This window comes from Stappia sp. BW2 (genome assembly GCF_008107695.1).
Lineage (GTDB): Bacteria > Pseudomonadota > Alphaproteobacteria > Rhizobiales > Stappiaceae > Roseibium.
Genome location: NZ_VIRG01000070.1, coordinates 51,255 through 77,744, shown reverse-complemented (window position 1 = coordinate 77,744; position 26,490 = coordinate 51,255). Strand labels below are relative to the sequence as shown.

Here is a 26,490-nt window from a genome sequence, read left to right as displayed (position 1 = left end):
TCCCATGAGTTTCGATCTCCTCGTCAAGAACGCCAACCTGCCTGACGGCCGCCACGGCATCGATATCGCCTGCCGGAACGGCCGTATCGAAGCGGTGGAAGCCGGGATCACCGCGGAGGCCGGCCAGGTGATCGACGCCGGCGGACACCTCTTGTCGCTGCCGTTTGTCGACAGCCACTTCCACATGGATGCCACCCTGTCGCTCGGCCTGCCACGCATGAACCGCAGCGGCACACTGCTGGAAGGCATCGCGCTGTGGGGAGAACTGAAGGAGATCCTGACAGTCGAAGCCGTTGTCGAGCGAGCCCTGAGATATTGCGATCTGGCCGTCTCGCAAGGTCTTCTGGCAATCCGCACCCATGTGGACGTGTGCGACGACAGGCTGACCGGTGTCAAAGGCCTCCTGGAAGTGCGCGAGAAAGTGAAGGACTACATCGACCTGCAACTTGTCGCCTTCCCGCAGGACGGGCTGTTTCGCTCCGCCACCGCCGAGAAAAACCTTCTGGCGGCTCTGGATATGGGCGTCGACATTGTCGGCGGCATTCCGCATTTCGAACGCACCATGGACGACGGTGCCCGGTCCGTCGCACGGCTGTGCGAGATCGCGGCTGAACGCGGCCTGATGGTCGACATGCACTGCGACGAGACCGACGATCCGATGTCACGCCACATCGAAGCGCTCGCCTATCACACCCAGCGCCTGGGGCTAGAGGGCCGCGTTGCCGGATCGCATCTGACGTCCATGCATTCCATGGACAATTACTATGTCTCCAAGCTGCTGCCGCTGATCGCGGAAGCGCAGGTTCATGCGATTGCGAACCCGCTGATCAACATCACGCTTCAGGGCCGCCACGATACCTATCCCAAACGCCGCGGCCAGACCCGCGTTCCGGAAATGCGTTCCTATGGCATCAATGTCGCCTTCGGCCATGACTGCGTGATGGACCCCTGGTACTCGATGGGCTCCGGCGACATGCTGGAGGTTGCCTCCATGGGTCTTCACGTCGCCCAGATGACCAGCCGCGACGCCATCCGCTACTGCTACGACTGTGTTACCGCGCACCCGGCCAAGGCCATGAACCTTGAAGGTTATGGACTGGAGAAAGGCTGCAAGGCTGACTTCGTGCTGCTGCAGGCCCGGGACACGATCGAGGCCATTCGCCTGAAGGCAACGCGCCTTGCCGTCGTCAAATCCGGCCATGTCATCGCAACCACACCGGCCCGGCAAGCCCAGCTCACCCTTCCCGGACGCCCGGCCCAGGTCGACCCGGCCTCCTACGCCCCGCACGAAGGCTGATAGGCCCTACCTCGAGTGTAGGCTTCAGGGTTTCCAAAACCTGCAATGCCATGGCGCGCCCCTTGCATCCACGCCACTCCTTCGTGCCGGGCACGGCCTTGGCATCCAAGCCGGTCGAGCTATGGATTTGGACGTCGGCTTTCATCTTGTGTGAAGACGCAGCCTTCTTGGTAGCGACTCGAAGCTATTGCGCATTTAATTTCGACTCGCTACAAAGAAGCCATGTCCGCCCCGACCGATACTGAATCCATTCGCGACCTGATCGACCGGTTGGCGCGTCTTGCCGCTGCCGAAGAATGGAATGGGCCGTTAAACCCGTCTCAATTTGCCGCGCTCAGCTATCTTGCGCGGGCAAACCGCTTTTCGAGAGCGCCCTCTCATGTGGCCGATTTTCTGTCAACGACACGCGGCACGGCATCACAAACCCTGAAGGCGCTCGCCCGCAAGGATCTGATCGCCGAAACGCGCTCGGACGAAGACAAGCGTAGCATCCGCTATGACGTCTCCGCGCCGGGCCTGGAGGTGCTTCAGGGTACCTCGTCTCTGGAAAAGGCCATCGATACCCTGCCACCGGAGGTCAATGCGTCGCTGGCATCCTCTCTGAAGGCGCTTGTCCTGACGATGCTGCATCAGCGCGGCGGCCGCTCGTTCGGCATTTGCCGCACCTGCTGTCACCATGAGGCGAAAAACACCGGCGGCCACTGCCGCCTGCTGAATGTGCCGCTTTCGCCAACCGATGCCGCACAGCTCTGCCACGAACACACACCAGCCGAAAGCCAATAGCCATGACCACCAAAGCCCGCATCGTCTCGCTCTTTACAGGAGAGCCCGAAGACCGTTGGGACGGCAAGGCGCCGTCCGCCATCGGGAAATCATTGGCCGATGGTGTTCTTCAGGTCACCAGAACGGGCATCACCGGAGATCAACAGGCGGATCTTTCCGTTCATGGCGGGCCGGAAAAGGCGCTGCACATCTACCCATCGGAGCATTACGACCATTGGCGTGAGGCTTTTCCGGAAAAGGCGGAAATCTATCGGCCCGGCGGTTTCGGCGAGAACATCGCTTCCGAAGGGTTCACGGAAGAAGACCTGTGCATTGGCGACATCCTGTCGGCTGGCACGGTCCGCATGCAGATTTCCCAGGGACGCCAGCCCTGCTGGAAACTGAACCTGCACACGGGCACCCCCACCCAGGCTGCCCAGTTTCAGAAAACGGGCCGCACAGGCTGGTATTTCCGGGTTCTGCAGGAAGGGGCGTTTCAGGCAGGCGACGAGCTGACCCTGGTCGAGCGCCCCTGCCCGGAGTGGAACCTGCGCGAGGTCATTCATGCGCGGTTCAATCCTCGGCTGGACCCGGCCGTGGCACAGGCTTTGTCGGAGCTCGAACAACTGGCTGAACCCTGGCGTGCCTCCTTCGCCAAAAAGGCCAATCCGTCTTTTCGCGAAGACACCTCCAAACGGCTCAACGGTTAAGTCAGTCCCCTTTCGGGGGTAAAGTCAGCGCATTGGCGATGGCAAGATCCAGCCAGGTTTGAAGCAACTCGTCGTCACAATCGTCCTCACCGACGAAGAACAGACCGCTCAGGGTGCGCCCGCCCTGCACCAACGGTTCGGCGCCGGGCAGTTCCAGTCCGGCAGCGTGGTTGGACTTGCCAAGACGAAAAATGAACCGCCGCTCGCCCTCCCGTGTGCGGTCGGCACCTGCGATCATGTGGCCATGCAGCAGAAAGCACATGGCGCCCATCATCCTTTTTTCGCTGACGCCTACCCTGTTGCCGAGTGCTTCTCGCAAGCGGTCGTTGAGGTCTTCATCAATGGCCATGACGTCGGTTCTTCAAGGTAAGGAGTGGGCATGAAATCGGATTTCGAAGGCCGGTAAAATCACCCGGACAGTCGGCCGCAACGTCCGCCGGATCATCCGGTCGGTCAACCCGGAGGTTCAGCAAATCTGCGTTACGAACACGGGTGAAGGTCTACAGGTTGAAATTTCCGCAGTTCCCTGCGAAAAACGACCAACAGCAGACTTGCACTTTCCCTGCGGTTTGGGTATATCCCCGCACGCGCCTGCACCCCTGGAGGAGGCGCTTCTGGACCGATCCCGGACAACATGAGTCTTCTGGCACGGTGGTTCGCCGGTCCGTTACCTATACACTCGAAGGAGTTTTGCCATGGCTGCCAGCTATGAGCTGAAGGCGTCGGCACGGGACCGGGTGGGCAAGGGGGCCGCACGGACACTGCGTCGCGAAGGCCTTCTCCCTGCCGTGATCTACGGCGACAAGAAACCGGCACTGCCGATCACCATTCCGCTGAAAGAAACCACCATCACCCTGCATAAGGGCGGTTTCCTGACGCACATCGGCGTGATCGATGTGGACGGCAAGAAGCATCAGGTGATCGCGAAGGATTTTCAGCTGCATCCGGTGCGCGACGACATCATCCATGTCGACTTCCTGCGCGTCTCCAAGGGCGCTACGCTGACGATTGAAATTCCGGTCCACTTCCTCAACGAAGAAGACTGCCCGGGCATCAAGAAGGGCGGCGTTCTGAACATCGTTCGCCACACCGTCGAAATGACCGTTCCGGCCGACAACATTCCGGAATCTCTCGAAATCGACCTGGCCAAGGCACAGCCGGGCGACAGCCTGCACATTTCCGCAGTGAACCTGCCGGAAGGCTGCCAGCCGACCATCACCGATCGCGATTTCACCATCGCCACGATCGCTGCTCCGGCCGGTATGAAAGAGACCGACGAAGACGAAACTGAAGAAGAAGCTGAAGGCGAAGCTGAATAAGCTGAAGCCTTGCTATAAAAATCGGGAGGCGGTCTCCGCCTCCCTTCCCCCCGCGGGACAACTTGCAGAGCAGCCGAAAACGGCTGCTTTTTCGTTTCAGGACTAGCCAGCCGGCCGGCATTCTACTTCATGCAGGATGCTCTACCTTGAAAGGCGCACCATGAAATTGATCGTCGGCCTGGGCAACCCGGGCGCCAAATACGAAGGCAACCGGCACAACATTGGTTTCATGACCGTGGATGAGATCCATCGCCGCCACTCCGGCTTCCAGCCGTGGAAGGCCCGCTTTCAGGGACAGGTGTCCGAAGGCCGTCTCGGTTCGGAAAAGGTCCTGCTGCTGAAACCCAGCACCTACATGAACGAATCCGGACGCTCCGTCGGCGAAGCCATGCGCTTTTACAAGATCGAGCCTGAAGACATTGTCGTCATCTATGACGAACTCGACCTGCCGCCCGCGAAATTCCGCATGAAGGCCGGCGGCGGCCACGGCGGCCACAACGGTCTCAGATCGATCACCGCCCATATCGGCGAAAGCTACCGCCGCCTGCGTCTCGGCATCGGCCACCCGGGCGACAAGAAGCTGGTGTCCAGTTACGTGCTGGGCGATTTCGCCAAGGCCGACCGGGACTGGCTCGAACCGCTTCTGATGGAAGTCGCCGATCAGGCCGGATTGCTGGCCGAAGGCAAGGACAGCCAGTTCGCCAACAAGCTGACCCTGGCCCTTGAACCGGAAAAAGCGCAGCGCAAGGATAAGAACCAGGCGGGCAAATCAAAAGAGGTTGCAACCGGCCCCGCCAAGGCAGCTGCCCCGAGGGACGGCACTTCCGCGCCCTCAAAAGCCAAGGGCCAGAGCCACATCCGCCAGGCGCGGCAAGGCAAATCGGTCAACGTCCCCAAATCGGGGCCCATGGCCGACATGCTGAAGAAGCTGCTCGGCGGCGGCGGCGACTGAACACATCACCGGTCCGGCACTCCCCTGTCCTTTAAGGTTAGGACAGCGGCTGAACGTTGATGATCTCAACACGCCTGTTGCGAGCGCTCGACGGATTGCCCGGATCAACCGGCCGACTCTCGCCATAGCCCACCGGCACAAGCTGTTGCCGCGGGATCGAGAAGAAGGCCGCCAGAAACTCCGCCACCATGAAGGCCCTTCGTCTCGACAGGTCCAGATTATAGGCCGTCGTTCCGCGCAGATCCGTGTGCCCCGCGATCTGGAAATGCATGTTCCTGAGGCGTGGATCCTGCAAGGCCTGGCCAAGCGCCTGCAACGTCAAAATTCCATCATTGGTCAGCGAGGCGGAATCGAACTCGAAATTGACCGTCAGATTGATGCGCGGCAATTCCACTTCCGGCGGCAATTGGCCTTCGATGCTGATGCCCCGAAACGGGTGGGGTTCCTGCTTTCGCATCGACCGGGACCTGGGAGCTCCGCCATCGGGTAACAACGCCTTGATGATCTGATCCGACGTAACGGTTTGCGCGCAAACGCCTGCGGGCAACATCAGCCCCACCAGCAGGGCCAGAACGGGCGCCCAGGACAGACGGGTAGTCGCAAATTCGGTAAGAAATCGCATATCGAAACCTTTGAGTGTCACTCTTCCCGGATTGTCACGTGTAGGACGGCCGCTGAAATCTCTCGCGGCAGGCTTGTTTCATCCGGCCTGTCCGCCAGCCCCGCCCGCAACGCCGTCAGGAAATATCTGTCGTCTGCGTTACCGGCGCCGCCTTCGGCACTCACCGGCATGGAGAACTGCCCCGAGCCGCCGTTTTCCAGCTCTTCCAGCTGGATAATGGGGCTGTGAGCGACGATCACGATAATGGCTTCAGACCCGGCGGGCGGCTGCACCGTGAACTTCTGTCGTCCCTGCCGGCCATCTCCAAATACGAAGCGTTCACCGAACTGAACCTGCTGACGCACGGGGCCGCGGCGCGGCATGAGGTTCACCACCGTGCCGTCTGCCTGCAGATAGACGATGTAGAGAAACGAGGCGAAATCCGGCGCGGTCACCTCAAACGCCAGCGAGTCGCCATAGCGAAGGTCGGCACTGCCTCCCAGAAGGCGGATGCGGGGTCGCGAGGGTTCCGCCAGCGGCCTTGCTAGGGTCTTCAGCGCCTCGCACACAGGCCAGGGTCGGACATCGACCTTCTGCAACTGCTCGGGTGGGAACTCCGATTCCAGTTTCCGCAGCGCTTCCTGCGTGCTCACGAAGCCGGCAAGCAACGGCGCGCCATCCGGCGTGTCTTCGCTGACATAAAGACTGCTGCAGCTATCCCCTGCAAAGGCAACGACATTGTCGCGGTCGGTTCTATGAAGCCCCGGAACGGGTCTCGGCGGCACGATCGACGTGCGCATGATCGACGCGTTATGCATATCGGCTTTCGTTGTCGCGTAGCTGATCCAGCCATAACCGTCACCGGACCAGTAAGGCCCCCAGGAGTTCTGGACAAGGAAGGCCTGACGACGCTCGTCGTAACCGACGAACACCATCTGGTGTCCCCCGGCGGCGCCGCTATGGCGCCCGAGCGATCCCTGATAGATCTCGCCCGATTTCAGGTATTGCAGCGTCACCCCGTCGGGTGTTTGCGCAGAGGGCACCACCCCGACCATCAAAAACCCGGTTGCCACAGGATTGCCGGCTGCCAGTTGCTGCTTGATCGCATCCAGGTCCCTGTCCGTCGCATTGCGGCGCTGGCGGCCCTTGTCGAAGACGAACAGGAAGTCCCGTATCCGGAACCTGTCGGGGGCGGTTTTTGCGTATTCCACCCGCTCCGAACACATGGCCGCATCCGGAATGTCATCCTGGTCGGGGGATCCGTTGCCCTTGAAATAGGACATGGCCAGAAGCGCGTGGCTTCCGGCGGTTTCGCAGGCTTCGTTCCGATTGCGGATCTGCGAATGAAGAAACGCCGGGCTGGGCGTGTAGGTGCGGTTGCCCGGTTCCGCGCCGTTTTCCAGCGCGGCGTAATAGCCGCGCATGGCGTAGCCGATGGCATAGGAAACGCAACTTCCATAGGTCTGCAACAAGGGCGGCGGCATCATGGGAGACAGGTCGATGGCATCGGGAATATAGGCCCGCGTAACACCAACCTGACCGACACCTTCCAGAAGCGCCGGATCGATCGGTGTGTCGCCCAGAAGGCCTGTCAGGTCACTTGGATTGAAACCTTGAGCGACCGCTGGCCCCGTCGGCAAGACAGTGGCACAAGTCGTCAGCGCAGCCAGAGCGGCAAACAGGGGACCGGACAATCCCGACAGAAAGCCGAGTTTCTTGCGACCAAATATCATCGCATCACAATTCCTAAAACAATCGCCGAAAACAACGGATTCACTATAGCCAAATAAAAACCGGAGGGAAGCTTCCAGCCGGATTACGTCGCCTCGCCGTTTGCCATCTGGTGCTTCATCCTGACACGCTCTTGACAAACACAGCCCTGTCCTCCGCCAAAGCCTTGACCTCGTGACCCGGCTCGGGCATTTAGCGCTTCAAAGTCTCAAGACCAACCGAAAGCGAACTCCCATGGGTTTCCAGTGCGGCATTGTCGGACTGCCGAATGTCGGCAAGTCCACACTCTTCAACGCGCTCACCAAGACGGCGGCTGCACAGGCTGCCAACTATCCGTTCTGCACCATCGAACCGAACACGGGCGAAGTGGCCGTTCCCGATCCGCGCCTTTATGCAATCCGCAAGGTTGCCGGATCCAAGGAAGTCATTCCGACGCGCATCACCTTCGTTGACATTGCCGGCCTCGTGCGTGGCGCGTCCAAGGGTGAAGGCCTCGGCAACCAGTTTCTGGCCAACATCCGCGAAGTCGATGCCATCGCTCACGTGCTGCGCTGCTTCGAAGACGATGACATCACCCATGTGGAAGGCACCGTCGACCCGATCGCCGATGCCGAGACGGTCGAGACCGAACTCATGGTCGCCGACATGGAAAGTCTTGAGCGCCGCATTGCACCGCTGAAGAAGAAAGCCACCGGCGGCGATAAGGAAGCCAAGGCGGTTCTGCCCGTGATGGAAGCCGCGCTTGCGCTCCTGCAGGAAGGCAAACCGGCCCGTACGCTGGAAGTCTCCGGTGCGGATGAGGAGAAGATCCTCAAGGACCTGAACCTTCTGACCGCAAAGCCGGTGCTTTACGTGTGCAACGTCGACGAGGCCTCCGCCGGCGAAGGCAACGCCCTGTCCGCCAAAGTGGCCGAAAAGGCCGAGGCGGAAGGCGCTGCCGCCGTTGTCATCTCCGCGGCCATCGAGGCGGAAATCTCCCAGCTCGACAAGGAAGAGCAGGAAGAATTCCTGGAGACCATCGGGCTTGAAGAACCGGGCCTCGACCGGCTGATCCGCGCAGGCTACGGCCTGCTGGGGCTGATCACCTATTTCACCGCTGGCCCGAAGGAAACCCGTGCCTGGACCATCACCGACGGCACCAAGGCGCCGGGTGCTGCCGGGGTCATCCACACGGACTTCGAACGCGGCTTCATCCGGGCGCAGACCATCGCCTTTGACGACTACGTCGGCCTCGGCGGCGAAACCGCGGCCAAGGAAGCCGGCAAGGCCCGCGACGAAGGCAAGGAATACGTCGTCAAGGACGGCGACGTCCTGCTGTTCAAGTTCAACACCTGACAAACGCTGCGCGCAGGCAACCTGAAACTGCCTGCGCGCCGCCCCTTCATCTCTAGCGGCCCGCCCCCGACTTCCGCAACGGAAGATAAAGACATCTCCTTTAGGGTTTCCCCGGACAAACGGGAATTCGACCTGCAGGAGGGGCTCACATGGCGGGACGAAGCGACACCAGAATCCGCAAACTTGTTGCCGGAACGGTGGGAAACACGCTGGAGTGGTACGATTTTGCCGTTTATGGCTATCTTGCCCCCATCCTTGCGCAACAGTTTTTCCCGAGCGACGATCCGACAGTCAGCCTGATCAGCACCTTTGGTGTCTTTGCGGCGGGCTTCCTGATGCGTCCCGTCGGCAGCCTGCTTCTCGGGCATATTGCCGACAGGGCGGGCCGCAGCCGGGCTCTTCTGCTGTCCGTGGCCCTGATGGCCATTCCGACAACGCTGATCGCCTTCTTGCCGACCTATGACCAGATTGGCGTTGCCGCGCCCGTGCTCCTGACGCTGCTGCGGCTACTGCAGGGCCTCTCCGTCGGCGGTGAATACACCGGATCGACGGTCTATCTCTACGAGATCGCCCCGCCGCAACACCGGTGTTTCACCGTTTCCTGGGCCCTGGTTGGAGCAACGTTCGGCATTCTGCTCGGATCCGGCGTGGCGGCACTGGCTACGGGCCTGCTGCCGGCAGACGATCTGGGAAACTGGGGATGGCGTATCCCCTTCGGCTTCGGCCTGCTCGTCGGCCTCACCGGTTTCATGATCCGCAGCAGCAACACGGCGGAAGAAAAGGATCAGCCCCCTTCCCCGCATGATCCCGTCAGCGCTCCGGTTGGCGAAGTGCTGCGCAACCACCGGCCCGCCCTCATGCGAACTATTGCCTGCAACATCCTCAACGGTGTCGGCTTCTATCTGACGTTCGTCTATCTCACCTCCTACCTGGTCGACTACGTCAAGTTCACCGAAAGCCGGGCCCTGACAATCAACACCAGCGTCATGGTCGTCTTCATGCTGCTGCTGCCGCTTGTCGGCTATCTGGCCGACCGGATCGACCGAAGAACCATTTTGCTTGCCGGCTCAGGCGGAGTTGTGGTCTTTGCGCTGCCCATGTTCTGGCTGATTCATCATCCCGATCCCGTCATGGTGGTTCTCGGTCAGCTCGGCATGGCCGTCATCCTGTCCGCCTTTTTTGCCCCGCTCATGGCTGCCATGGTCGCTCAGTTCCCGGTGTCCGTGCGCGTGACCGGCTATTCCATCGGCTACAACATCCCGCTGGCACTCTTTGGCGGCACGGCACCTCTCATTGCCACCTATCTGATCGACAAGACCCATTTGCAGCTTGCGCCGGCATTTTACATGATCGCCGCTGGCCTGCTGGCTTTCGTGGTGATCTGGTTCATGCCCTCGTCCGGCACAGACAATGATCAGGACGCCCAGCCGGAACCCTCGTCCGAGAAGCTGAGGGCCTAGCAGCCATCCTCTGAACGAGCACGTTGCTGCAGCCCCACCCGAAAAGTCCGGAACCGGCGCCAGGAACGCCGGTCACGCAACTCTCGCTCGACAGGCCGCTTCCGAACCCGTTACAAGCAGGTTTTCGTCAATCCTCGAAAGTTTCAGCGATGTCGACCGTCATTCCCGCCCCCTTGCCGACCATCCTGCCCGTCAGCGAAAGCCAGAACGGTTTTCCGGTCCGGCGGGTCTACTGCGTCGGGCGGAACTATGCGGCCCATGCCGTGGAGATGGGCCACGATCCCGACAGGGAAGCGCCGTTCTTCTTCCAGAAGAACCCGGACAACCTCGATCCGTCGGGCGAATTTCCCTACCCGCCCTTGTCCAGCGATGTGCATCACGAAGTCGAACTCGCGGTCGTTCTGAAATCCGGCACGCGCGACATTCCGGCAGCCAGAGCGCTGGAGCATGTCTATGGTTACGCTGTCGCCCTCGACATGACCCGCCGCGACCTGCAGGCGGAAGCCAAGAAAGCAGGACGCCCGTGGGAAGCCGCCAAGGCGTTTGAACGCTCCGCCCCTATCGGCCGCATCATGCCGGCGGCGGACAGCGGGTTCCTCGACCAGGGGCGGATTGCCCTCACCATCAACGGCGAGGTTCGGCAGGAAGGCGATCTCAACCAGCTGATCTGGAAAATCCCCGAAGTCATCGCCAAGCTGTCCGAACTGTTCAACCTCGGCACGGGCGACGTCATCCTGACGGGAACCCCGGCAGGCGTCGGCCCAGTGCAGCGCGGCGACCTCATGGTAGCGACGATTGACGGTCTCCCGGACCTGACCGTCAAGGTCGTGTGACCGGCCTGATCGTCATTCCTGCTTTCGCTCAAACAGCGTCCTGAATGCCGCGGAACCTTTTCGCGTCGGTCCGTGTTTAGAAGTCGTGGTTTCGGTTTCCCCGGCGAAGGCGTTGTCCAGCGCCTTTCGCCGAAATGCCGAAGGAAACCGGACCCCAGTCCCTTAAGCGGTCTTGAGATTGCGGGGCGGCCATGTTCAGGTCGAACCCGCATTTGCAAGTCTTTGCCGGAGCCTGTTCGTGACATTTGATCAGATTGCCCTGTTCGTCCTCTTCGGCGCGGTTTTCGCCTTGCTGGTCTGGGGCCGCATCCGCTTCGACCTTGTTGCCTTCGCCGCGCTGATCCTGGGCGCCTTTTTGGGACTGGTCCCGTCTGAAGAGATCTTTTCCGGCTTCGGCCATTCCGCCGTCATGATCATCGCCCTCGTGCTGATCGTCTCGCGCGGATTGACGAACTCGGGCGCCGTGGAACTGATAGCAGGCTTCGTGATTTCCGCATCGAGGGGCCTCTCCCGGCATATCGGCCTCATGGCCGTAGTCGGAGCCAGCCTGTCGGCGATCATCAACAACGTCGCCGCGCTGGCACTGCTCATGCCACTCGATGTAGAGGCAGCCAAGAAAGCGGAACGATTGCCCGGCCTCTCGCTGATGCCGCTGTCATTCGCGACCATTCTCGGCGGCATGATCACCCTGATCGGCACCCCGCCGAACATCGTCATTGCGCAATACCGCTCGGACGCCCTCGGCGCGCCGTTTTCCATGTTCGACTTTGCCCCGGTCGGCCTCGTGGTCGCGGTCACCGGCATTGCCTTTGTCGCCCTGTTCGGCTGGCGCCTGCTGCCACGCCATTTCCGCGACAAGCCGGCGGAAGAAGACTTCGCCGAAAGCCTCTACGTGGCTGAACTGAAGGTCGGCGAGATTCCGGAAGACAAGCCGCTGACAGTCGGTGACCTTTACCCCGTCGCCGACGAGAAAGACGTCGCCATCATCGGCCTTATCCGCAACGGCCGGCGCGTTCGCGGCTTTGCCCGCCGCGAAGCCATCAAATCCGGCGACTATCTCTTCGTGGAAGGCGATCCCAAGGCCATCGAGGCGTTCATGGGCGCCGCCAAACTGGAGTTCGCAGGCTCGGAACAACACAAGGGCGGTCTCAACAGCGATGCCCTGTCCCTCGTCGAGGCCATCGCACCGGACAACGCCCGGATCATCGGCCGGTCCAGTTTCGACATGCGTCTCCTCTACGGCCACGGTGTCACCTTGCTCGGCCTTTCCAGACAGGGCCGCCGCGTGCAGAAGCGCGTCCGGCATGAGCTGATACGCCCGGGCGACGTCCTGTTGCTGCTGGGCACCCCGGAACGTCTGGAAAACGCCTGTACATGGCTTGGCGTGCTGCCGCTCGAAGGGCGCAAGACCGGTGTCATCCAGCGCAACAAGGCGTGGCTGGCGATTGCCGGCTTTGCCATTGCGATTGCCGCTGCCGTTGCCGGGCTTGCCTATCTGCCGGTCGCGCTGGCGGCCTGCGTCATCTTCTATGCCGCTGCGGGCCTGATCAGCGGATCGGAGGTTTACCAGTCCGTGGAGTGGAAGGTCATCGTGCTGCTCGGCTCGCTGATCCCGCTCGGACAGGCCTTCGAGCAGGCCGGCAACGCCCAGCTGATCGCCGATGGAATTCTCGCTCTCACTTCAACGGCTCCGGCCTGGGTCACCCTCGCCATCTTGATGGTGGTGACGATGACCCTCTCGGATTTCCTCAACAACGTCGCGACCTGCCTGATCGCGGCGCCGATCTCGGTTCAGATCGCCAATTCCCTCGACGTGAATTCCGATCCCTTCCTGATGGCTGTCGCCGTAGCGTCGTCCTGTGCGTTCCTGACGCCCATCGGCCACAAGAACAACACCATCATCATGGGGCCGGGCGGCTATCGGTTCGGCGATTACTGGCGCATGGGCCTGCCGCTGGAACTTCTTGTCCTGACCGTCAGCATACCGGCCATTCTGATGTTCTGGCCTCTTTGACGTAAGGCTCAAGCAGCCGGTTTCAGAGGCAGGCAGATATCGGTCAGGAGATCCGCCGGGGCTGTGTCGCGCGGGTTGTTGAGGTAGACCTCTACACAGGGGGCATCGTCCGGCTCGCGGCCCGACTGCGTCAGCCATTCGCCGTAAAGCCACTCATAAGCCCACTTCATATCGGCATAGGGCCCCTCGAAACGCAGCACCGCATAATCGCCCGCGCGCGTTTCCCGCGTCTCGAGCGGAACGTCAACCGGAAAGCCGTCGCCAACAACCGCTCCGGCAGCGGATTGGAGATCGTCTTCCGCGACCTGTGTGGGATCGGAGTAATAGAGTCCCTTCATCTGACCAATCTGTCCGATGATCTGGCGGCTTGCCAGGATACCGAACAGCTTTTCGAAGGCCTTGCCGATTTCCATGTAGGAGCCTCGATGAGGCAGTACGACCAGGGTTTCGGACGGCAGGGTTTTGATGGCAATATCATGCATTGGAGAAAGTCCTTTCTTCTTGGCAAGAGGCGCACCGCCATTGGCAGGCTGCACCCGGTGCGATGAGGCGCTGCTGCGATAAGCACCCGGCGCCTGGCCGTACGCTTGTTTGAAGCTGCGCGAAAAGGCTTCAAGGCTGCCATAACCAGCCCGCTTTGCGACAACTGGCAGTGCGAGGTCGGTATAGGTCAGATCCCCCGCGGCCCTATGAAGGCGCAGACGCTTGACCGTCGCGAAGATGGATTCGCCGTAGGTCGCCTGCCACACCCTGTGCCAGTGGGAGGGAGAAAGGGCGGCAACCTCGGCAAGTGTCGCCAGGTCCGGATCCTCGTCCAGGTTGGCGTAGATGTATTCGATCACCCGTGTGAAGCGGCGGATGTAGCCGTTGTCCCGCGGCGAGAGTGTGAGCTTTTCGTGATTGGTCATGTCTTGGCCCCGTTCGATTGAAGGGACCCTAGCACCATGCTTTTTGATAAATCTTGCTGACTTGGCCCCGCCTCACCAGGCCGCTTGAAACGGAGAAGGTCTTTCTTTCAGAAAAACAAAACAGGCACTGGTTTCCCGTGCCGGTTTGGCCATGATGTACGCAACTCAAAAACTGGAGGAATCGAACCATGACCACCAAGAAGCGCATTTTGTTCACCGGCGGTTCGGGCAAGGCCGGACGGCATGTCATTCCGTATCTGCTGGCGCAGGGACATCGTGTCGTGAACGTCGACCTCACGCCGCTCGACCACCCCGGCGTCGACAACCTCATTGCCGACATCACCTCCTCGGGCGAGATGTTCAACGTCATGACCAGTTACGCCAACTTCGACGAGCTGGAGCCGGGCAACGGCGTACCTTCCTTCGACGCCGTCGTGCATTTCGCCGCGGTGCCGCGCATTCTGATTAACCCGGACAACAGGACGTTCGAGGTCAATACGATGGGCACTTACAACGTCGTGGAGGCCGCGGTGAAGCTGGGCATCCGCAAGATCGTGATTGCCTCGTCGGAAACCACCTATGGCGTCTGTTTCGCCGATGGCGTGGTCGACCCGAAGGTGCTGCCCGTGGAAGAGGACTACGATGTCGACCCGATGGACAGCTATGGTCTTTCCAAGGTCGTCAACGAGAAAACCGCCCGCGCCTTCCAGCGCCGCTCCGGGTTCGATATCTATGCCCTGAGGATCGGCAATGTCATCGAGCCGCATGAATACGACCGGTTCCCGGATTTCTTTGCAAATCCGGCGCAGCGCCGCAGAAACATCTTCTGCTATATCGACGCCCGCGACCTTGGGCAGATCGTTGACCGCTGCCTGGACAAGGATGGCCTCGGCTTCCAGATCTTCAACGCCGGCAACGACACGAATTCAGTCGATATTCCGAATGCGGAAATCCTCAAGCGCTTCTTCCCCGATGTGCCGTTGAGCCGGGAACTGGGAGAGCATGAAGCCCTCTTTTCCAACCGCAAGATCCGCGAGGTTCTCGGCTTCGAAGAAGAGCACAATTGGCGCAAATACGTGGCGGTCTGATAGGCATCCGGACTAGGGCGGGAGACCGGCGGATTTAGTTTTACTTCCGAACCGGCTGGGAATAGCTTCGTGTCGCAACACTATCGGGCAGCAGAGCTGCCCCTCTGGGAAACGTGCTATGAAGCTACTGAAATCTGCCGCTTTCGGCCTTGCCGTCCTGGCGTCTGCGACCGCAGCCGCCGCACAGGGAACCGGCTCGCAAGGGTACTTCCAGATCTACAACAACACAGAAGACAATGTTGTCGTCGGGTTCTACACCAATGACGGCAACGGCTGGTCGGACAACTGGCTGGCCGGACCTCTCGAACCCGGCGAAAGCGCAAGAGCCGAGTTCGAGGCAGATAGCGGCAACTGCTCGCAGACCTTCCAGGTCGGCTGGCTGGCGGACGACGACAGCGAAGTGCTCGACGATCCGATCGACATCGATATCTGCGAAGCCAGCAACATCTACATGGACGATAACGAAATCTATTACGACTGATCTTGTTTGCCATTCTCGAGGCGGAAACGCGGCTCATCGCGTTTCCGCGATATGCCAACCCCACCGGAATTCATGACCGATCTCCTTTATTTTGAAGACTTCGAACCTGGTCAGGTCTTCGAGCTAGGCTCCCTCACCGTCAGCCGGGACGAAATCATCGATTTCGCCGCCGAGTTCGACCCCCAACCGTTCCACCTCGACGAAGAGGCCGGCAAGGCATCCATCCTGGGAGGCCTGGCCGCTTCCGGCTGGCACACCGGCGCAATGGTGATGCGCCTGCTGGCTGAAAACCTCCTGAACAAGACAAGCGGCCGCGGCTCGCCGGGCATCACCAGGCTGCAATGGAAGCGCCCGGTTCATCCAGGCGATTGCCTGACGGCCAGGGTCGAAATACTCGACACGAGAGACTTGCGCTCGAAACCGGACCTGGGCCTCGTCAACATACGCGTAACGGCAAACAACCAGGACGGCTCTGAAGTGCTTGTCTGGGAAAACCCGAACCTGTTCGCAAGACGGGAGGCTGCCCGGTGAGTGCCTTTTTTGAAGATATCGAAACCGGCGACACGCTCGACCTCGGGGAATACACATTCACCCGGGAAGACATCGTGCGATTTGCGGAAAAATACGATCCGCAGGCTTTTCACCTGAGCGAAGAGGCCGCAGCAAAAACCCATTTCGGCCGCCTGTGCGCGTCCGGCTGGCATACTGCGGCCGTGTTCATGAAGCTCTGGGTGACGCGTCACAAGGCTCTTCAGGAAGAAGCGCTCGCTGCCGGGCAGACACCGGCCAAACTCGGCCCCTCGCCCGGGTTTGAAGATCTGAAGTGGATCAGACCGGTGTTCGTCGGCGACACGCTGCGCTACCGCCGCGTCGTGACCGGCAAGACCGAAAGCCGCAGCCGTCCGGACTGGGGCCTCGTTCATTCCGACATGCAGGCCTTCAATCAGGACGGCACGCTGGTGTTCTCCTTCAAGGGCACGGTCTTTGTCGAACGTCGCAAGGGCTGATCCCTGCAATTGACTGGCGCTGAAAAGACAAAAAGCGTGCTGCATCCCTGAAGACGGCACCACGCTCTTTCAATGGCAATCCTGTATTGCCGCGCCTCACGAAGGCGCAGCGCTCAGCGGCAGACGTCCAGGATCCACAAAAACGCCATTGGCACCATGGTCAGTGCCGGCACAATGATGGCCGGGTAACCAAAGGCATAGATCGACACCGCCAGATCATCGCCAGATTGGCGATGAACCAGTATTTGGCATCTCCTGCGCCATAAAGCGCTTCCTTGAGGAACAGATTCAAGATCGGCACGGCCAGAAGCAGCCGTAGCACCAGAACTTCCTTGGGGGCAGATGAAGCAGACATCGTTTCTCCAGATCTTAGGGAAAATACGTAGACCGCTTTTCTAAATCTATTGCCTGCTCCCGAACCTGCGGCAAACAGACATCAAGTCCATTTGCCGCATCTTGTCGGAGGATGTTAGTCCGGCTTACGGCCGTGAACCAGCATCGTCATTCCCGGGATCATCACCTCAACCGCGATATCGATGAAGCCCGCAGCCTCCATCAAACCGGCAACATAGGAACTCGTGATCGACCGGGCTTCCGGGTTGAAGGCGGTATGCTGCAGCTGCCAGAGCGCAGCGAGCTTCGGCCCGTCGCGATTTTCGTCGACCATGAAGTCATGGACCATGAAATCGCCGCCCGGCGTCAGAACTTCGAACGCCTTGCGCACGAGCCCCGGTATGGCCGTGCCCGGAACACCGGAAAACAGATAGGACATCAACACCGCGTCTGCACTGTCCGGCCACGTGTCCTTCAGGGCATTGCCAGGCGCATAGTGGATGCGGTCCTGCAAACCCTCTTCGGCAATGAACTCCTCGCCCACCTTGGCGACATTGGGGAAGTCCAGAACGGTTGACCGCAATCCGGGATAAGCCTTGCAAAGCGAAATCGAGAATGCGCCGGTGCCGCCGCCAACGTCCAGCAACTGCTTAGCAGCGGACAGATCCACAAGCTTGGCAAGCCCCCGACCGGGCCCGAGCGAGCCTGCATGCTGGGACCGGGAATACAGCCGCGCCTCTTCCGGGTCGCTGAACCAGGCCTCATAGGAAGCAACCTGGCCATCCTCCAGACTGTCGGTAAGTGCATCGTTGAGCTGCGTCATGAAGGGATACATCTGCTTGTCGATCTGGAACCGCAGATAGTCGCCGAAGTCGTATTTCCGCCCCTTCACCAGAAAGGCCTCTGCCGCTGGGGAATTGGTAAAGCCCTCGCTCTCCCGGCGAACCAGCCCAAGGCTGGTAAGAGCGGTCAGCAAGGTTGTCGCGCGATCAAGATCAAGCGCGCTTTCCCGAGCAACTTCCTCTGGGGACAAGGTTTTTTCCGAAAGAAGTGAAAACAAATCTACATGAAGTGCAGAAAAAAGGGCTTTTGAACCCATGAACCCGAAAGCAATATCTGAAATTTCCTCAGCTGTTTCCAAGGACCTGGCGACAGGCATTAATTATCCTCCTCAGGAATTCTGAGCACGAATGTGCGGAATTTTTCCGGTCAGGAAAAATGAACTTGGGAATGAGCAATTATAACTATTGTGCGCTGCAATGCAAATTTCGGCCCTCGCACGCAAAACCTGATGCGAAGCCCGTCGGGTGTCCGCGAGTTTTGGCAGAAATCGGCCGTAGGTAAGGTAGGGCTGGAGCCGTCACGCACCGGAAGCAACATTATCCGCTTGGTACAGCCCCGAAAGAAACCCAACAGGGCCGGCAACAGCGAAATCGAGGCTGCACGGCGCGATCATCCGACAATAGCAAACCCGGACCAGCCGACAGCTTGCTGTCAGGGGCCCCGAAGGCGCCGAAAGTGAGGGGTGGCCCTGAAGCTCAGAGGCTTCGGGCAAACAGGACTTCGTCCCGGATCTCAATCCCGTAGTCGCCCCGCAGCGGGATCTCCGGTTTCTTCTCGCGCTCTGCGTCGATGACACCTTGCGCCACCCGTTCCAGGCGGAAACCCCGGCGCTGATAGAAGCGGAAGGCATCGAGGTTGTCGTTGGAAGTGCGCACCGTCAGCCGGTGCATACCGCTGGCCTTTGCCTCATCAACCACGGCGTTCAGCAAAAGCGTTCCGGTGCCGCTCCAGCGGCTGAGCGAGTCGAGCGTCAGGATTTCCCATTCGCTGTCCCGCTTGATCAGCGTGACGAGCCCCACCAGTTCGTTGCCGGCATAGGCGACATAGCCAGGCAGGCTCGATGCATCGATGACCTCACCATCCAGCAACATTTCGGGCCCGGCCCACCTGTCTGCCAGAAGCTGAAACACAGCTTGTTTGTCTTCCTCGTTGATCCGTCGGATGATCACGCTCATGGTTTGCCCTGCCTCTGGATCAGCTGCTTTTCAATCAACCCCAATTGAACTGCCTGCAGCTGATCGCTTCCATATTTTGCGAGCATCTTGTCTGCGCTCACGGGAACGCAGAATGCCCTATCGGTGAATGATGCGCGAAGCCAGGGGCGTGCGCGCCTGCCAACGCGCTCGCTCCAGCTCCGGATCGACATGCTCTTCTTCCGGATAACCGACGCATAGATAAGCCACGAGGCGCCAGCCAGCGTCAACCTGAAGGGCCTTGGTGACCGCGTCAGGATCGAGGATCGACACCCAGCCGACTCCGATACCTTCGGCACGCGCGGCAAGCCAGAAGGTGTGGATCATGCTGACCGTGGAATAGGCCAGCGTCTCCGGCATCGTCAGCCTGCCCAGCCCGTGTCCCTGCTCGGGGTCATCGTCACAGAAGATCGCCAGATGAACAGGCGCCTCCTTCAACCCCGCCAGCTTAAGCTGGCGATAGGTGAGCGCCTTGTCGTCGCTGTAGGTTTTCGCGGCCTCTTCATTCTCGGCTTCGAAGCTTTCGATGATCCCGGCACGCGCCTCGGCGCTGTCGACGACAACGATCCGCCAGGGCTGGCTGTTGCCGACGGACGGCGCGAGGTCGGCCAAATGCAGCAAATGATCGAGAACACCTTTCGGCAGTGGCGCCTGTTTGAACCGGCGCACATCCCGGCGCCATTTCAAAAGGGTCTCAAAATCCTTCTGAAACTTCTCCGAAAACTCCGGTCTCACATCCCTGCCCTCGGCTCCACCCGGCATGACGGACCTAGTGCCCCGGAAATTCCACGAGCGTGCGCACGGGAACCTTCAAAGCTTCCAGCTTCTTGCGCCCGCCGAGATCCGGCAGATCGACGATGAAACACGCTGCCTCGATATTCGCCCCCATGGACCGCAAAAGCTTGCAGGCAGCCTCGGCCGTGCCACCGGTCGCAATCAGGTCGTCGACCAAGATGACACGGTCGCCCGGCTTGATCGCATCCTTGTGCATTTCCATCTCATCCAGGCCGTATTCCAGAGAATAGGCGATCCGGACGGTTTCGTGCGGCAGCTTGCCCTTCTTGCGGATCGGCACGAAGCCGGCGGACACCTGGTGGGCGACCGCACCTCCCAGGATGAAACCACGCGCCTCGATACCGGCAATCTGATCGACCTTTGATCCAGCCCAGGGCTGCACCAGCGCATCGACCGCGCGGCGAAACGCACGCGCATCGCCGAGCAATGTCGTGATGTCCCGGAACAGGATGCCCTCTTTGGGATAGTCCTTGATCGTGCGGATGGCACCGACAAGTTCATCCTGAATGGTCTGTGCGGTCATCGGGATATCTCTCTTTTGAAACGGGTCCGGGCAACTGCCCCGGCCGGTCGTTATAACAAGTTTGACCTGCCGGTCGAAGCAATTTCGCTTTGTCTCAAGGGGCTATGTCGGCCACGCTTGCGGCCCGCACCCTATCTCCGGTTCAGGATCCGCCCAGCAACGGCGTCCAGTTTGGCGACCAGCGCCGGATCACGTTTGTCGGGCGCCGTCATCATGGCAAACTCCAGCGCGGTGTCGGACCCGGCCGGGCAGGATTGATGTTCACGCGGCAGATCCCGCGCCACACGGGCAACCAGCCGCTGTGCGTTTTCCGCATTTTCGTGCAGAACCTTGATGATTGCCTGAATATCGACTTCACCATGGTCCGGGTGCCAGCTGTCATAGTCGGTAACCATGGCAATGGTCGCGTAGGAAATCTCGGCTTCCCGGGCAAGTTTGGCTTCCGGCATGTTTGTCATGCCGATGACGTCGCAGCCCCAGGAGCGATAGAGCTGACTTTCCGCCAGCGACGAGAACTGCGGACCTTCCATGGCAAGATAAGTGCCGCCCTTGGCATAGGTCAGCCCCTCGGCTTCCGCAGCCGCCGCCACCGCATCGACCAGTTTCGGACTGACCGGGGTCGCCATCGACACATGAGCGACACAGCCTGTGCCGAAGAAGCTCTTTTCCCGCGCAAAGGTTCTGTCGATGAACTGATCCACCAGCACGAAAGTGCCGGGGGCGTGCTCTTCCTTGAGCGATCCGCAAGCGGAGACGGACAGAAGATCGGTGACGCCGCAGCGCTTCATCACGTCGATATTGGCGCGGTAGTTGATCGAGGTCGGCGAATAGACATGTCCACGTCCATGGCGCGGCAGAAACACCACCTTGAGACCGTCGATGGTGCCGATGCGCACGTCGTCGGATGGAGTACCCCAGGGGCTGTTGACGGCAATCCATTCGGAGTTTTCCAGCCCCGGAAGGTCGTAAATGCCGGACCCGCCGATAATGCCCAATACTGCGTCTGCCATAACCGCTCCAAACAGAGGTAAAAAAGGTGGTCAGCGGGATATGCACCCGCATCAGCGATGTTTTATTTCAACTGTTCCGTAATGGCGTCAAGCCCGGCCCTGGCGCTTTCGGCCCCGTTCTCGCCACCGCCGCCAGCAACGCCGGACCCTACCAGCAACCTGCCCGACCTCGAGACGGTCCGTAGCCCGCTGCCGAGAGGCGATGCCCCCGAACTGGCGACCAGACCGACCGCGCCGCTGGTATCTGCAAACGGCATGTCCAGCACCTCGACCATGTGGGGTATGGCTGATTGTGAAACTGCGGGGACTGGACGCGAACGACTTGCCAGAAACATCAATGCACGGCGCATCGCCTTACCCCTCAAAGAAAAAGCCGCCGGAAGAACCGGCGGCTTTCATCATGCACTTGGGCGGCAATCAATCAATGCTCGACGTTGCGCCAAAGTTTTTTCTTGGTGAAGTAGAGCATACCAGCGAACACGATCAGGAAGATCATGACGCGGAAGCCAATCTTCTTGCGCTCTTCCAGATGCGGCTCGGCAGCCCACATCATGAAAGCAGCAACGTCATGCGCGTACTGCTCGACCGTCATCGGCGTACCGTCGGTGTATTCGACCAGTTCTTCCGACAGCGGCGGCGCCATGCCGATCGCCGGACCAGCCAGGAAGGAATGGTTGAAGTACTTGCCCTCCGGAATGGTCACGCCATCCGGCACTTCTTCTTCCTCATACCCGGTCAACAGCGCGTAGATGTAGTCCGGGCCCTGCTCCTGATACTGGGTGAAGGCATCGAACACGAACCACGGGAAACCGCGGTGTGCCGCACGGGCCTTTGCCAGCAGCGAGAAGTCCGGCGGATATGCACCACCGTTCGAAGCGCGTGCTGCTTCCTCGTTCGGGAACGGAGACGGGAACTTGTCCGCCAGGATACCCGGACGCTCATACATGTCGCCGTCATCGTTCGGACCGTCAATGACAGTGTACTCGGACGCAATCTGCTTCGCCTGTTCTTCGGTGAAGCCCGGCCCGCCATCGGAGGCGAGGTTGCGGAAAGCAACCTGTTTCAGACTATGACAGGAAGAACAGACTTCCCGGTAGATCTTGAAACCGCGCTGCAGCTGGCCACGGTCATAGAAACCGAAGGGACCCGAGAAGGACCACTGCTGCCGCTCGATGTGCGGTGCGTCGCCTGCTGCGAAGACCGGGGTCGCGATGGCGACAGCCGCCACCGCAGCGAAGGAACGAACCATTTTGATCATGGTGCTCATTGTCTCAATTAACTCCTGATCCGGGCCGCGTTACTTCGTGTCCGGTGCTGCAGTGGCACCAGCCGGTTTGCCGGCTCCGCCCTTCAGAACCGCTTCGGAAATCGAGGCCGGCAGGGGCCGCGGTTTTTCCAGGAACCCGAGCATCGGCAGGATGATCAGGAAGTGGGCGAAGTAATAGACCGTGCAGACCCGGGCGAGCAGAACGTAGGTACCTTCAGCCGGCATCGCACCGAGATAGCCAAGTGCGACAGCGTTGGCTGCGAAGATCCAGAAGAACTGCTTGAACAGCGGGCGATAGGTGCCGGAGCGAACCTTGGACGTGTCCAGCCAGGGCAGGACGAACAGGACTGCAATGGCACCGAACATGGCTGCAACACCACCGAGCTTGTCCGGGACAGCACGCAGGATCGCGTAGAACGGCAGGAAGTACCATTCAGGAACGATGTGCGACGGTGTCACGAGCGGGTTGGCCTCGATGTAGTTGTCCGGGTGGCCCATATAGTTCGGCACGTAGAAGGCGAACCATGCGAACAGGATCATGAACACGACGATCGCGAACAGATCCTTGATCGTGTAGTACGGGTGGAACGGAACCGTGTCCTGCTTGGTCTTCGGCTGAACGCCTGTCGGGTTGTTGTTGCCCGTGGTGTGGAACGCCCACACGTGCAGGATAACGACGCCGAAGATCATGAACGGCAGCAGATAGTGCAGAGAGAAGAAGCGGTTCAGGGTCGGGTTGTCGACCGCGAAGCCACCCCACAGCCAGGTGCGGATTTCCTCGCCGACCAGCGGAATGGCCGAGAACAGGTTGGTGATAACCGTTGCGCCCCAGAAGGACATCTGGCCCCACGGCAGAACATAGCCCATGAAGGCAGTGCCCATCATGATCAGGAAGATGATCACGCCGAGGATCCAGGAGATCTCACGCGGCGCCTTGTAGGAGCCGTAGTAGAGACCGCGGAAAATGTGAATGTAGACAGCGATGAAGAACATCGAGGCGCCGTTTGCGTGCAGGTAGCGCAGCATCCAGCCGAAGTTCACATCGCGCATGATGTGCTCGACGCTGTTGAAGGCTGCTCCAGTGCTCGGCGTGTAGTGCATCACCAGAACGACGCCAGTGATGATCTGCGCGATCAGCATGAAGAACAGGATGCCGCCGAAAGTCCACCAGTAGTTCAGGTTCTTCGGCGTCGGGAAATCAACGAAAGAGCCGCGTACGAGCGAGATAACCGGCAGGCGGCTTTCCAGCCACTTTGCCGCGGCGCTCTGCGGTACATAGTTTGAATGTCCAGCCATGGCTGTCTCCTAAAAATCTATGCCGTTAGCCGATCTTGATCGTCGAGTCGCTGACGAACTCGAGCGGCGGAATCAGCAAATTCTCGGGAGCCGGGCCCTTACGGATACGGCCGGCGGTGTCGTAGTGAGAGCCGTGGCACGGACAGAACCAGCCATCAAAGTCGCCGGAACTTCCGATCGGCACGCAGCCGAGGTGGGTACAGATACCAACCTGGACGAGCCATTTCTCGTTGCCCTTGACGCCGCGGTTGGCGTCAGTTGCTTCAGCATCCGCCGGCAGATTTGAATTTCGCGCAAGCGGGTCCTTCAACTCGTCCAGCGGAACAGCCTTGGCTTCTTCCACTTCCGTTTCGGTACGGTTGCGGATGAATACCGGCTTCCCGCGCCATTTGACTGTGATTGACTGCCCCTCTTCCACGGGAGTGATATCAACCTCGATGGAAGCCAGAGCCAATGCGGAGGCATCCGGGTTCATCTGGTCGATGAACGGCCATGCCAGCGCGCCAGCGCCAACGACGCCCATGGCGCCGGTCGCAATATAGAGGAAATCGCGGCGGGTCGGTTCCGCCTGATCCGTATGTGCCAAGGTCGCGTCCTCTCGAAACCTGTTCAACCTGTACCGAAAGCCCGCATCACGTCCGAGGTCCCTTCTTTGCCCAAGAAGGGAACGGAACCATGCCGGGCTCATCGGGGGCCGGATACGAGCTATTGCGCACCGGCCAAGCGGCTTGTCTTTTTGCACCCTTCGAAACGCTTGTCCAGTTCAACAAACGCCTCAAAACGCATATGTCGCAGTCAAAACCACTGCCCCGCCGCTTTTCTGCCCTTTTTTAGGGAACGAGCGCAAGAGCGGAATTCGGCTGAATTCCGCTCTTGCCATTGGTCTTTGGTTTTAGGCGGCCTGAACCGAGGACAGAAAACCGCCCGACTGATGCTCCCAAAGCTGTGCGTAAAGTCCGCCCCGCTCCATAAGCTCCTGATGGGATCCCTCCTCGATGATTCGACCCTTGTCCATCACGATCAGCCTGTCCATGGCCGCGATAGTGGACAGGCGGTGGGCGATCGCGATCACCGTCTTGCCCTGCATCAGGTCGAACAGGCTCTCCTGAATGGCGACTTCCACCTCACTGTCGAGAGCGGATGTCGCCTCGTCCAGCGCCAGGATCGGGGCGTCCTTGAGCAGGGTCCGCGCAATGGCCACGCGCTGACGCTGCCCGCCCGACAACTTCACGCCCCGCTCGCCGACATGGGCATCGAGACCCTTTCGGCCCTCCATGTCCTCCAGGTCGTAAACGAAGGACAGCGCATGCGCCTGTTCAAGAGCGGTCAGCACTTCTTCCCGCGTCGCATCCGGTCGGCCATAAGCCACGTTTTCGAAGATCGACCGGTGAAGCAGAGACGTATCCTGCGTCACCACACCGACCTTCGCCCGAATGTCATCCTGCCGGACATGGGCAATATCCTGCCCGTCGATCAGGATCCGACCGCCTTCCAGGTCGTAGAAGCGCAGCAGCAGATTGACCAGCGTCGACTTGCCCGCGCCTGAACGGCCAATCAGACCGATCTTTTCACCCGGCTGGATCGTCAGGCTGAGATCCTCAATCACCCCGGCTTCCTTGCCATAGTGGAAGCAGATGCGTTCGAAACAGATCTCGCCCTGACGGACTGAGAGCGTTTTGGCGTCCTTGACGTCCACCACTTCGCGTTCCCGCGAAATGGTCGAGATGCCATCCTGCACTGTGCCGATGTTCTCGAACAGGCCCGCCAGTTCCCACAGGATCCAGTGGGACATCCCCTGAAGACGCAGCACGAAGGCAACCGCAATGGTGACTTCACCGATGGTCACGGTGCCGCTCTGCCACAGGACGATTGCAAGAACCCCGACAGCCGTCAGCAGCAGCATGTTGATGAACACCAGGACGATATTCAGCCCTGTCACCAGACGCATCTGCAGGAAAACCGTCTTGAGGAAGCCAAGCATGGAGTTGCGTGCATAGGCTTCTTCACGATCCGCATGGGAGAACAGCTTCACCGTGGTGATGTTGGTATAGGCATCAACCACGTGCCCGGTCATCAGCGACCGCGCGTCGGCCTGCTGCTTCGAGACATCCCGCAACTTGGGAATGAAGTAGCGGATCGTGAGCAGATACGCGCCGATCCAGACCAGGAACGGCAGGCTCAGCCAGATATTGGCGCCCGCCACCACGAAGACGGCAGCGGTGAAATAGACCGCCACATAGACCATGATATCGGCCATGCGCGAGACGACTTCGCGCACGCCAAGCGCGGTCTGCATCAGTTTGGTCGCAATCCGGCCCGCGAAATCGTTCTGATAGAACGACACGCTCTGGCGCAGCAGATAGCGATGGACACGCCAGCGGATAGACATCGGATAGTTGCCCATCAGCCCCTGGTGAAACAGCAACTGCCAGGCAACTTCCAGCAGCGGGCGCAACACCAGAAGAACTACCAGCATGAACAGAAGCATCTGCCAGTTCTGACTGACGAAGGTCTCAGGATCGGATTTCTCCAGCCATGTGACCAGATCGCCCAGGAACGTGAAGATATACACTTCCACGATAGCGACCAGCGCGCCCAGTATCGAGACACCGGCCAGGATCGGCCAGACAGGTTTTGTGAAGTACCAGCAGAAGGCCCAAAAGCCCTTCGGGGGCACTTCGAGAACAGTCTTCTCGAAGGGATCGACGAGTTTTTCGAAACGCTCGAACATG

Annotated in this window: 28 protein-coding genes; 13 read left to right on the top strand and 15 right to left on the bottom strand. The window is 60.1% G+C overall.

Features of this window, described 5'->3' with window-relative positions; genetic code table 11:
- Positions 1-4: 4 nt before the first annotated feature.
- The 3 genes from FMN63_RS19245 to FMN63_RS19235 all read left to right on the top strand — a co-directional run bounded on the left by FMN63_RS19245 (position 5) and on the right by FMN63_RS19235 (position 2,769).
- Complete coding sequence (locus FMN63_RS19245; RefSeq protein WP_148585802.1) at positions 5-1,297, top strand: amidohydrolase family protein; 1,293 nt, start codon at positions 5-7, stop codon at positions 1,295-1,297.
- A gap of 222 nt (positions 1,298-1,519) precedes the next feature.
- A complete protein-coding gene (locus FMN63_RS19240) occupies positions 1,520-2,080 on the top strand; it encodes a MarR family transcriptional regulator (RefSeq protein WP_148585801.1) in 561 nt (186 codons plus the stop codon).
- Positions 2,081-2,082: 2 nt separating this feature from the next.
- Positions 2,083-2,769: an MOSC domain-containing protein gene (locus FMN63_RS19235; RefSeq protein WP_148585800.1), complete on the top strand. Its 687-nt coding sequence runs from the start codon at positions 2,083-2,085 to the stop codon at positions 2,767-2,769.
- Position 2,770: 1 nt separating this feature from the next.
- On the opposite strand, the gene FMN63_RS19230 is transcribed toward FMN63_RS19235, so the two are convergent.
- Positions 2,771-3,118, bottom strand: coding sequence for a TfoX/Sxy family protein (locus FMN63_RS19230; RefSeq protein ID WP_148585799.1), 348 nt, complete (start codon positions 3,116-3,118; stop codon positions 2,771-2,773).
- Positions 3,119-3,464: 346 nt separating this feature from the next.
- Between FMN63_RS19230 and FMN63_RS19225 the strand changes: the two genes are divergently transcribed.
- Together FMN63_RS19225 and pth are read left to right on the top strand one after the other, a co-directional pair.
- A complete protein-coding gene (locus FMN63_RS19225; protein ID WP_148585798.1) occupies positions 3,465-4,088 on the top strand; it encodes a 50S ribosomal protein L25/general stress protein Ctc in 624 nt (207 codons plus the stop codon).
- A 160-nt stretch (positions 4,089-4,248) separates the two neighbouring features.
- On the top strand, positions 4,249-5,040 hold the full coding sequence (gene pth / locus FMN63_RS19220; RefSeq protein WP_148585797.1) for an aminoacyl-tRNA hydrolase: 792 nt from the start codon (positions 4,249-4,251) through the stop codon (positions 5,038-5,040).
- A gap of 37 nt (positions 5,041-5,077) precedes the next feature.
- Here pth and FMN63_RS19215 read toward each other — a convergent pair whose 3' ends face one another.
- Both FMN63_RS19215 and FMN63_RS19210 read right to left on the bottom strand, forming a co-directional pair.
- On the bottom strand, positions 5,078-5,662 hold the full coding sequence (locus FMN63_RS19215; protein WP_148585796.1) for an OmpA family protein: 585 nt from the start codon (positions 5,660-5,662) through the stop codon (positions 5,078-5,080).
- 17 nt (positions 5,663-5,679) lie between these two features.
- Entirely contained in the window at positions 5,680-7,374 is a 1,695-nt protein-coding gene (locus FMN63_RS19210) for a C1 family peptidase (protein ID WP_148585795.1), read from the bottom strand.
- Positions 7,375-7,606: 232 nt separating this feature from the next.
- Between FMN63_RS19210 and ychF the strand changes: the two genes are divergently transcribed.
- From ychF to FMN63_RS19190, 4 genes are all read left to right on the top strand, one after another.
- The gene (gene ychF, locus FMN63_RS19205; RefSeq protein WP_148585794.1) at positions 7,607-8,707 is read left to right on the top strand and encodes a redox-regulated ATPase YchF; all 1,101 of its coding nucleotides are present in this window, start codon (positions 7,607-7,609) and stop codon (positions 8,705-8,707) included.
- 149 nt (positions 8,708-8,856) lie between these two features.
- On the top strand, positions 8,857-10,167 hold the full coding sequence (locus FMN63_RS19200) for an MFS transporter (RefSeq protein WP_148585793.1): 1,311 nt from the start codon (positions 8,857-8,859) through the stop codon (positions 10,165-10,167).
- Between the two features lie 149 nt (positions 10,168-10,316).
- Positions 10,317-11,000, top strand: coding sequence for a fumarylacetoacetate hydrolase family protein (locus FMN63_RS19195; RefSeq protein WP_148585792.1), 684 nt, complete (start codon positions 10,317-10,319; stop codon positions 10,998-11,000).
- A gap of 238 nt (positions 11,001-11,238) precedes the next feature.
- Positions 11,239-13,014: an SLC13 family permease gene (locus tag FMN63_RS19190; RefSeq protein WP_148585791.1), complete on the top strand. Its 1,776-nt coding sequence runs from the start codon at positions 11,239-11,241 to the stop codon at positions 13,012-13,014.
- An 8-nt stretch (positions 13,015-13,022) separates the two neighbouring features.
- On the opposite strand, the gene FMN63_RS19185 is transcribed toward FMN63_RS19190, so the two are convergent.
- A complete protein-coding gene (locus tag FMN63_RS19185; protein WP_148585790.1) occupies positions 13,023-13,922 on the bottom strand; it encodes an AraC family transcriptional regulator in 900 nt (299 codons plus the stop codon).
- A 188-nt stretch (positions 13,923-14,110) separates the two neighbouring features.
- Here FMN63_RS19185 and FMN63_RS19180 point away from each other — a divergent pair, with 188 nt between their 5' ends.
- The 4 genes from FMN63_RS19180 (at position 14,111) to FMN63_RS19165 (ending at position 16,498) form a co-directional block, all read left to right on the top strand.
- On the top strand, positions 14,111-15,010 hold the full coding sequence (locus tag FMN63_RS19180) for an NAD-dependent epimerase/dehydratase family protein (protein WP_148585789.1): 900 nt from the start codon (positions 14,111-14,113) through the stop codon (positions 15,008-15,010).
- Between the two features lie 118 nt (positions 15,011-15,128).
- Positions 15,129-15,491 carry a hypothetical protein gene (locus FMN63_RS19175; RefSeq protein WP_148585788.1) on the top strand — a complete coding sequence of 121 codons (363 nt, stop codon included), beginning with the start codon at positions 15,129-15,131 and terminating at the stop codon, positions 15,489-15,491.
- A 72-nt stretch (positions 15,492-15,563) separates the two neighbouring features.
- Positions 15,564-16,022, top strand: coding sequence for a MaoC family dehydratase (locus tag FMN63_RS19170; RefSeq protein ID WP_148585787.1), 459 nt, complete (start codon positions 15,564-15,566; stop codon positions 16,020-16,022).
- Positions 16,019-16,498 (top strand): MaoC family dehydratase, encoded by a 480-nt coding sequence (locus FMN63_RS19165; RefSeq protein ID WP_148585786.1) that lies wholly within the window; start codon positions 16,019-16,021, stop codon positions 16,496-16,498. Before FMN63_RS19170 ends, FMN63_RS19165 begins: the two co-directional genes overlap by 4 nt.
- Before the next feature lie 160 nt (positions 16,499-16,658).
- Here FMN63_RS19165 and FMN63_RS19160 read toward each other — a convergent pair whose 3' ends face one another.
- From FMN63_RS19160 to FMN63_RS19110, 11 genes are all read right to left on the bottom strand, one after another.
- Complete coding sequence (locus tag FMN63_RS19160) at positions 16,659-16,853, bottom strand: hypothetical protein (protein ID WP_209001242.1); 195 nt, start codon at positions 16,851-16,853, stop codon at positions 16,659-16,661.
- 114 nt (positions 16,854-16,967) lie between these two features.
- Positions 16,968-17,990, bottom strand: a complete 1,023-nt coding sequence (locus FMN63_RS19155) for a methyltransferase (protein WP_148585785.1) — start codon at positions 17,988-17,990, stop codon at positions 16,968-16,970.
- A gap of 379 nt (positions 17,991-18,369) precedes the next feature.
- The gene (locus tag FMN63_RS19150; protein ID WP_148585784.1) at positions 18,370-18,849 is read right to left on the bottom strand and encodes a GNAT family N-acetyltransferase; all 480 of its coding nucleotides are present in this window, start codon (positions 18,847-18,849) and stop codon (positions 18,370-18,372) included.
- Positions 18,850-18,966: 117 nt separating this feature from the next.
- Complete coding sequence (gene bluB / locus FMN63_RS19145; protein ID WP_148585783.1) at positions 18,967-19,629, bottom strand: 5,6-dimethylbenzimidazole synthase; 663 nt, start codon at positions 19,627-19,629, stop codon at positions 18,967-18,969.
- Positions 19,630-19,636: 7 nt separating this feature from the next.
- Positions 19,637-20,185 (bottom strand): adenine phosphoribosyltransferase, encoded by a 549-nt coding sequence (locus tag FMN63_RS19140; RefSeq protein WP_148585782.1) that lies wholly within the window; start codon positions 20,183-20,185, stop codon positions 19,637-19,639.
- Between the two features lie 131 nt (positions 20,186-20,316).
- On the bottom strand, positions 20,317-21,195 hold the full coding sequence (locus FMN63_RS19135) for an S-methyl-5'-thioadenosine phosphorylase (RefSeq protein WP_148585781.1): 879 nt from the start codon (positions 21,193-21,195) through the stop codon (positions 20,317-20,319).
- 62 nt (positions 21,196-21,257) lie between these two features.
- Positions 21,258-21,452: a hypothetical protein gene (locus FMN63_RS19130; protein WP_148585780.1), complete on the bottom strand. Its 195-nt coding sequence runs from the start codon at positions 21,450-21,452 to the stop codon at positions 21,258-21,260.
- A gap of 164 nt (positions 21,453-21,616) precedes the next feature.
- Positions 21,617-22,462 carry a cytochrome c1 gene (locus FMN63_RS19125; RefSeq protein ID WP_148585779.1) on the bottom strand — a complete coding sequence of 282 codons (846 nt, stop codon included), beginning with the start codon at positions 22,460-22,462 and terminating at the stop codon, positions 21,617-21,619.
- A gap of 30 nt (positions 22,463-22,492) precedes the next feature.
- A complete protein-coding gene (locus tag FMN63_RS19120) occupies positions 22,493-23,758 on the bottom strand; it encodes a cytochrome b (RefSeq protein WP_148585778.1) in 1,266 nt (421 codons plus the stop codon).
- A 25-nt stretch (positions 23,759-23,783) separates the two neighbouring features.
- On the bottom strand, positions 23,784-24,344 hold the full coding sequence (gene petA, locus FMN63_RS19115; RefSeq protein ID WP_148585777.1) for a ubiquinol-cytochrome c reductase iron-sulfur subunit: 561 nt from the start codon (positions 24,342-24,344) through the stop codon (positions 23,784-23,786).
- 306 nt (positions 24,345-24,650) lie between these two features.
- A complete protein-coding gene (locus tag FMN63_RS19110) occupies positions 24,651-26,489 on the bottom strand; it encodes an ABC transporter ATP-binding protein (RefSeq protein WP_148585776.1) in 1,839 nt (612 codons plus the stop codon).
- Between the last annotated feature and the right edge of the window lies 1 nt (position 26,490).

Excerpts from the sequence above, each read along its gene's own strand:
- FMN63_RS19245 (WP_148585802.1), top strand. The coding sequence starts at position 5 with ATGAGTTTCGATCTCCTCGTCAAGAACGCCAACCTGCCTGACGGCCGC.
- FMN63_RS19240 (WP_148585801.1), top strand. The coding sequence starts at position 1,520 with ATGTCCGCCCCGACCGATACTGAATCCATTCGCGACCTGATCGACCGG.
- FMN63_RS19235 (WP_148585800.1), top strand. The coding sequence starts at position 2,083 with ATGACCACCAAAGCCCGCATCGTCTCGCTCTTTACAGGAGAGCCCGAA.
- FMN63_RS19230 (WP_148585799.1), bottom strand. The coding sequence starts at position 3,118 with ATGGCCATTGATGAAGACCTCAACGACCGCTTGCGAGAAGCACTCGGC.
- FMN63_RS19225 (WP_148585798.1), top strand. The coding sequence starts at position 3,465 with ATGGCTGCCAGCTATGAGCTGAAGGCGTCGGCACGGGACCGGGTGGGC.
- pth (WP_148585797.1), top strand. The coding sequence starts at position 4,249 with ATGAAATTGATCGTCGGCCTGGGCAACCCGGGCGCCAAATACGAAGGC.
- FMN63_RS19215 (WP_148585796.1), bottom strand. The coding sequence starts at position 5,662 with ATGCGATTTCTTACCGAATTTGCGACTACCCGTCTGTCCTGGGCGCCC.
- FMN63_RS19210 (WP_148585795.1), bottom strand. The coding sequence starts at position 7,374 with ATGATATTTGGTCGCAAGAAACTCGGCTTTCTGTCGGGATTGTCCGGT.
- ychF (WP_148585794.1), top strand. The coding sequence starts at position 7,607 with ATGGGTTTCCAGTGCGGCATTGTCGGACTGCCGAATGTCGGCAAGTCC.
- FMN63_RS19200 (WP_148585793.1), top strand. The coding sequence starts at position 8,857 with ATGGCGGGACGAAGCGACACCAGAATCCGCAAACTTGTTGCCGGAACG.
- FMN63_RS19195 (WP_148585792.1), top strand. The coding sequence starts at position 10,317 with ATGTCGACCGTCATTCCCGCCCCCTTGCCGACCATCCTGCCCGTCAGC.
- FMN63_RS19185 (WP_148585790.1), bottom strand. The coding sequence starts at position 13,922 with ATGACCAATCACGAAAAGCTCACACTCTCGCCGCGGGACAACGGCTAC.
- FMN63_RS19180 (WP_148585789.1), top strand. The coding sequence starts at position 14,111 with ATGACCACCAAGAAGCGCATTTTGTTCACCGGCGGTTCGGGCAAGGCC.
- FMN63_RS19175 (WP_148585788.1), top strand. The coding sequence starts at position 15,129 with ATGAAGCTACTGAAATCTGCCGCTTTCGGCCTTGCCGTCCTGGCGTCT.
- FMN63_RS19170 (WP_148585787.1), top strand. The coding sequence starts at position 15,564 with ATGACCGATCTCCTTTATTTTGAAGACTTCGAACCTGGTCAGGTCTTC.
- FMN63_RS19160 (WP_209001242.1), bottom strand. The coding sequence starts at position 16,853 with ATGTCTGCTTCATCTGCCCCCAAGGAAGTTCTGGTGCTACGGCTGCTT.
- FMN63_RS19155 (WP_148585785.1), bottom strand. The coding sequence starts at position 17,990 with ATGCCTGTCGCCAGGTCCTTGGAAACAGCTGAGGAAATTTCAGATATT.
- FMN63_RS19150 (WP_148585784.1), bottom strand. The coding sequence starts at position 18,849 with ATGAGCGTGATCATCCGACGGATCAACGAGGAAGACAAACAAGCTGTG.
- bluB (WP_148585783.1), bottom strand. The coding sequence starts at position 19,629 with ATGCCGGGTGGAGCCGAGGGCAGGGATGTGAGACCGGAGTTTTCGGAG.
- FMN63_RS19140 (WP_148585782.1), bottom strand. The coding sequence starts at position 20,185 with ATGACCGCACAGACCATTCAGGATGAACTTGTCGGTGCCATCCGCACG.
- FMN63_RS19135 (WP_148585781.1), bottom strand. The coding sequence starts at position 21,195 with ATGGCAGACGCAGTATTGGGCATTATCGGCGGGTCCGGCATTTACGAC.
- FMN63_RS19130 (WP_148585780.1), bottom strand. The coding sequence starts at position 21,452 with ATGCCGTTTGCAGATACCAGCGGCGCGGTCGGTCTGGTCGCCAGTTCG.
- FMN63_RS19125 (WP_148585779.1), bottom strand. The coding sequence starts at position 22,462 with ATGAGCACCATGATCAAAATGGTTCGTTCCTTCGCTGCGGTGGCGGCT.
- FMN63_RS19120 (WP_148585778.1), bottom strand. The coding sequence starts at position 23,758 with ATGGCTGGACATTCAAACTATGTACCGCAGAGCGCCGCGGCAAAGTGG.
- FMN63_RS19110 (WP_148585776.1), bottom strand. The coding sequence starts at position 26,489 with ATGTTCGAGCGTTTCGAAAAACTCGTCGATCCCTTCGAGAAGACTGTT.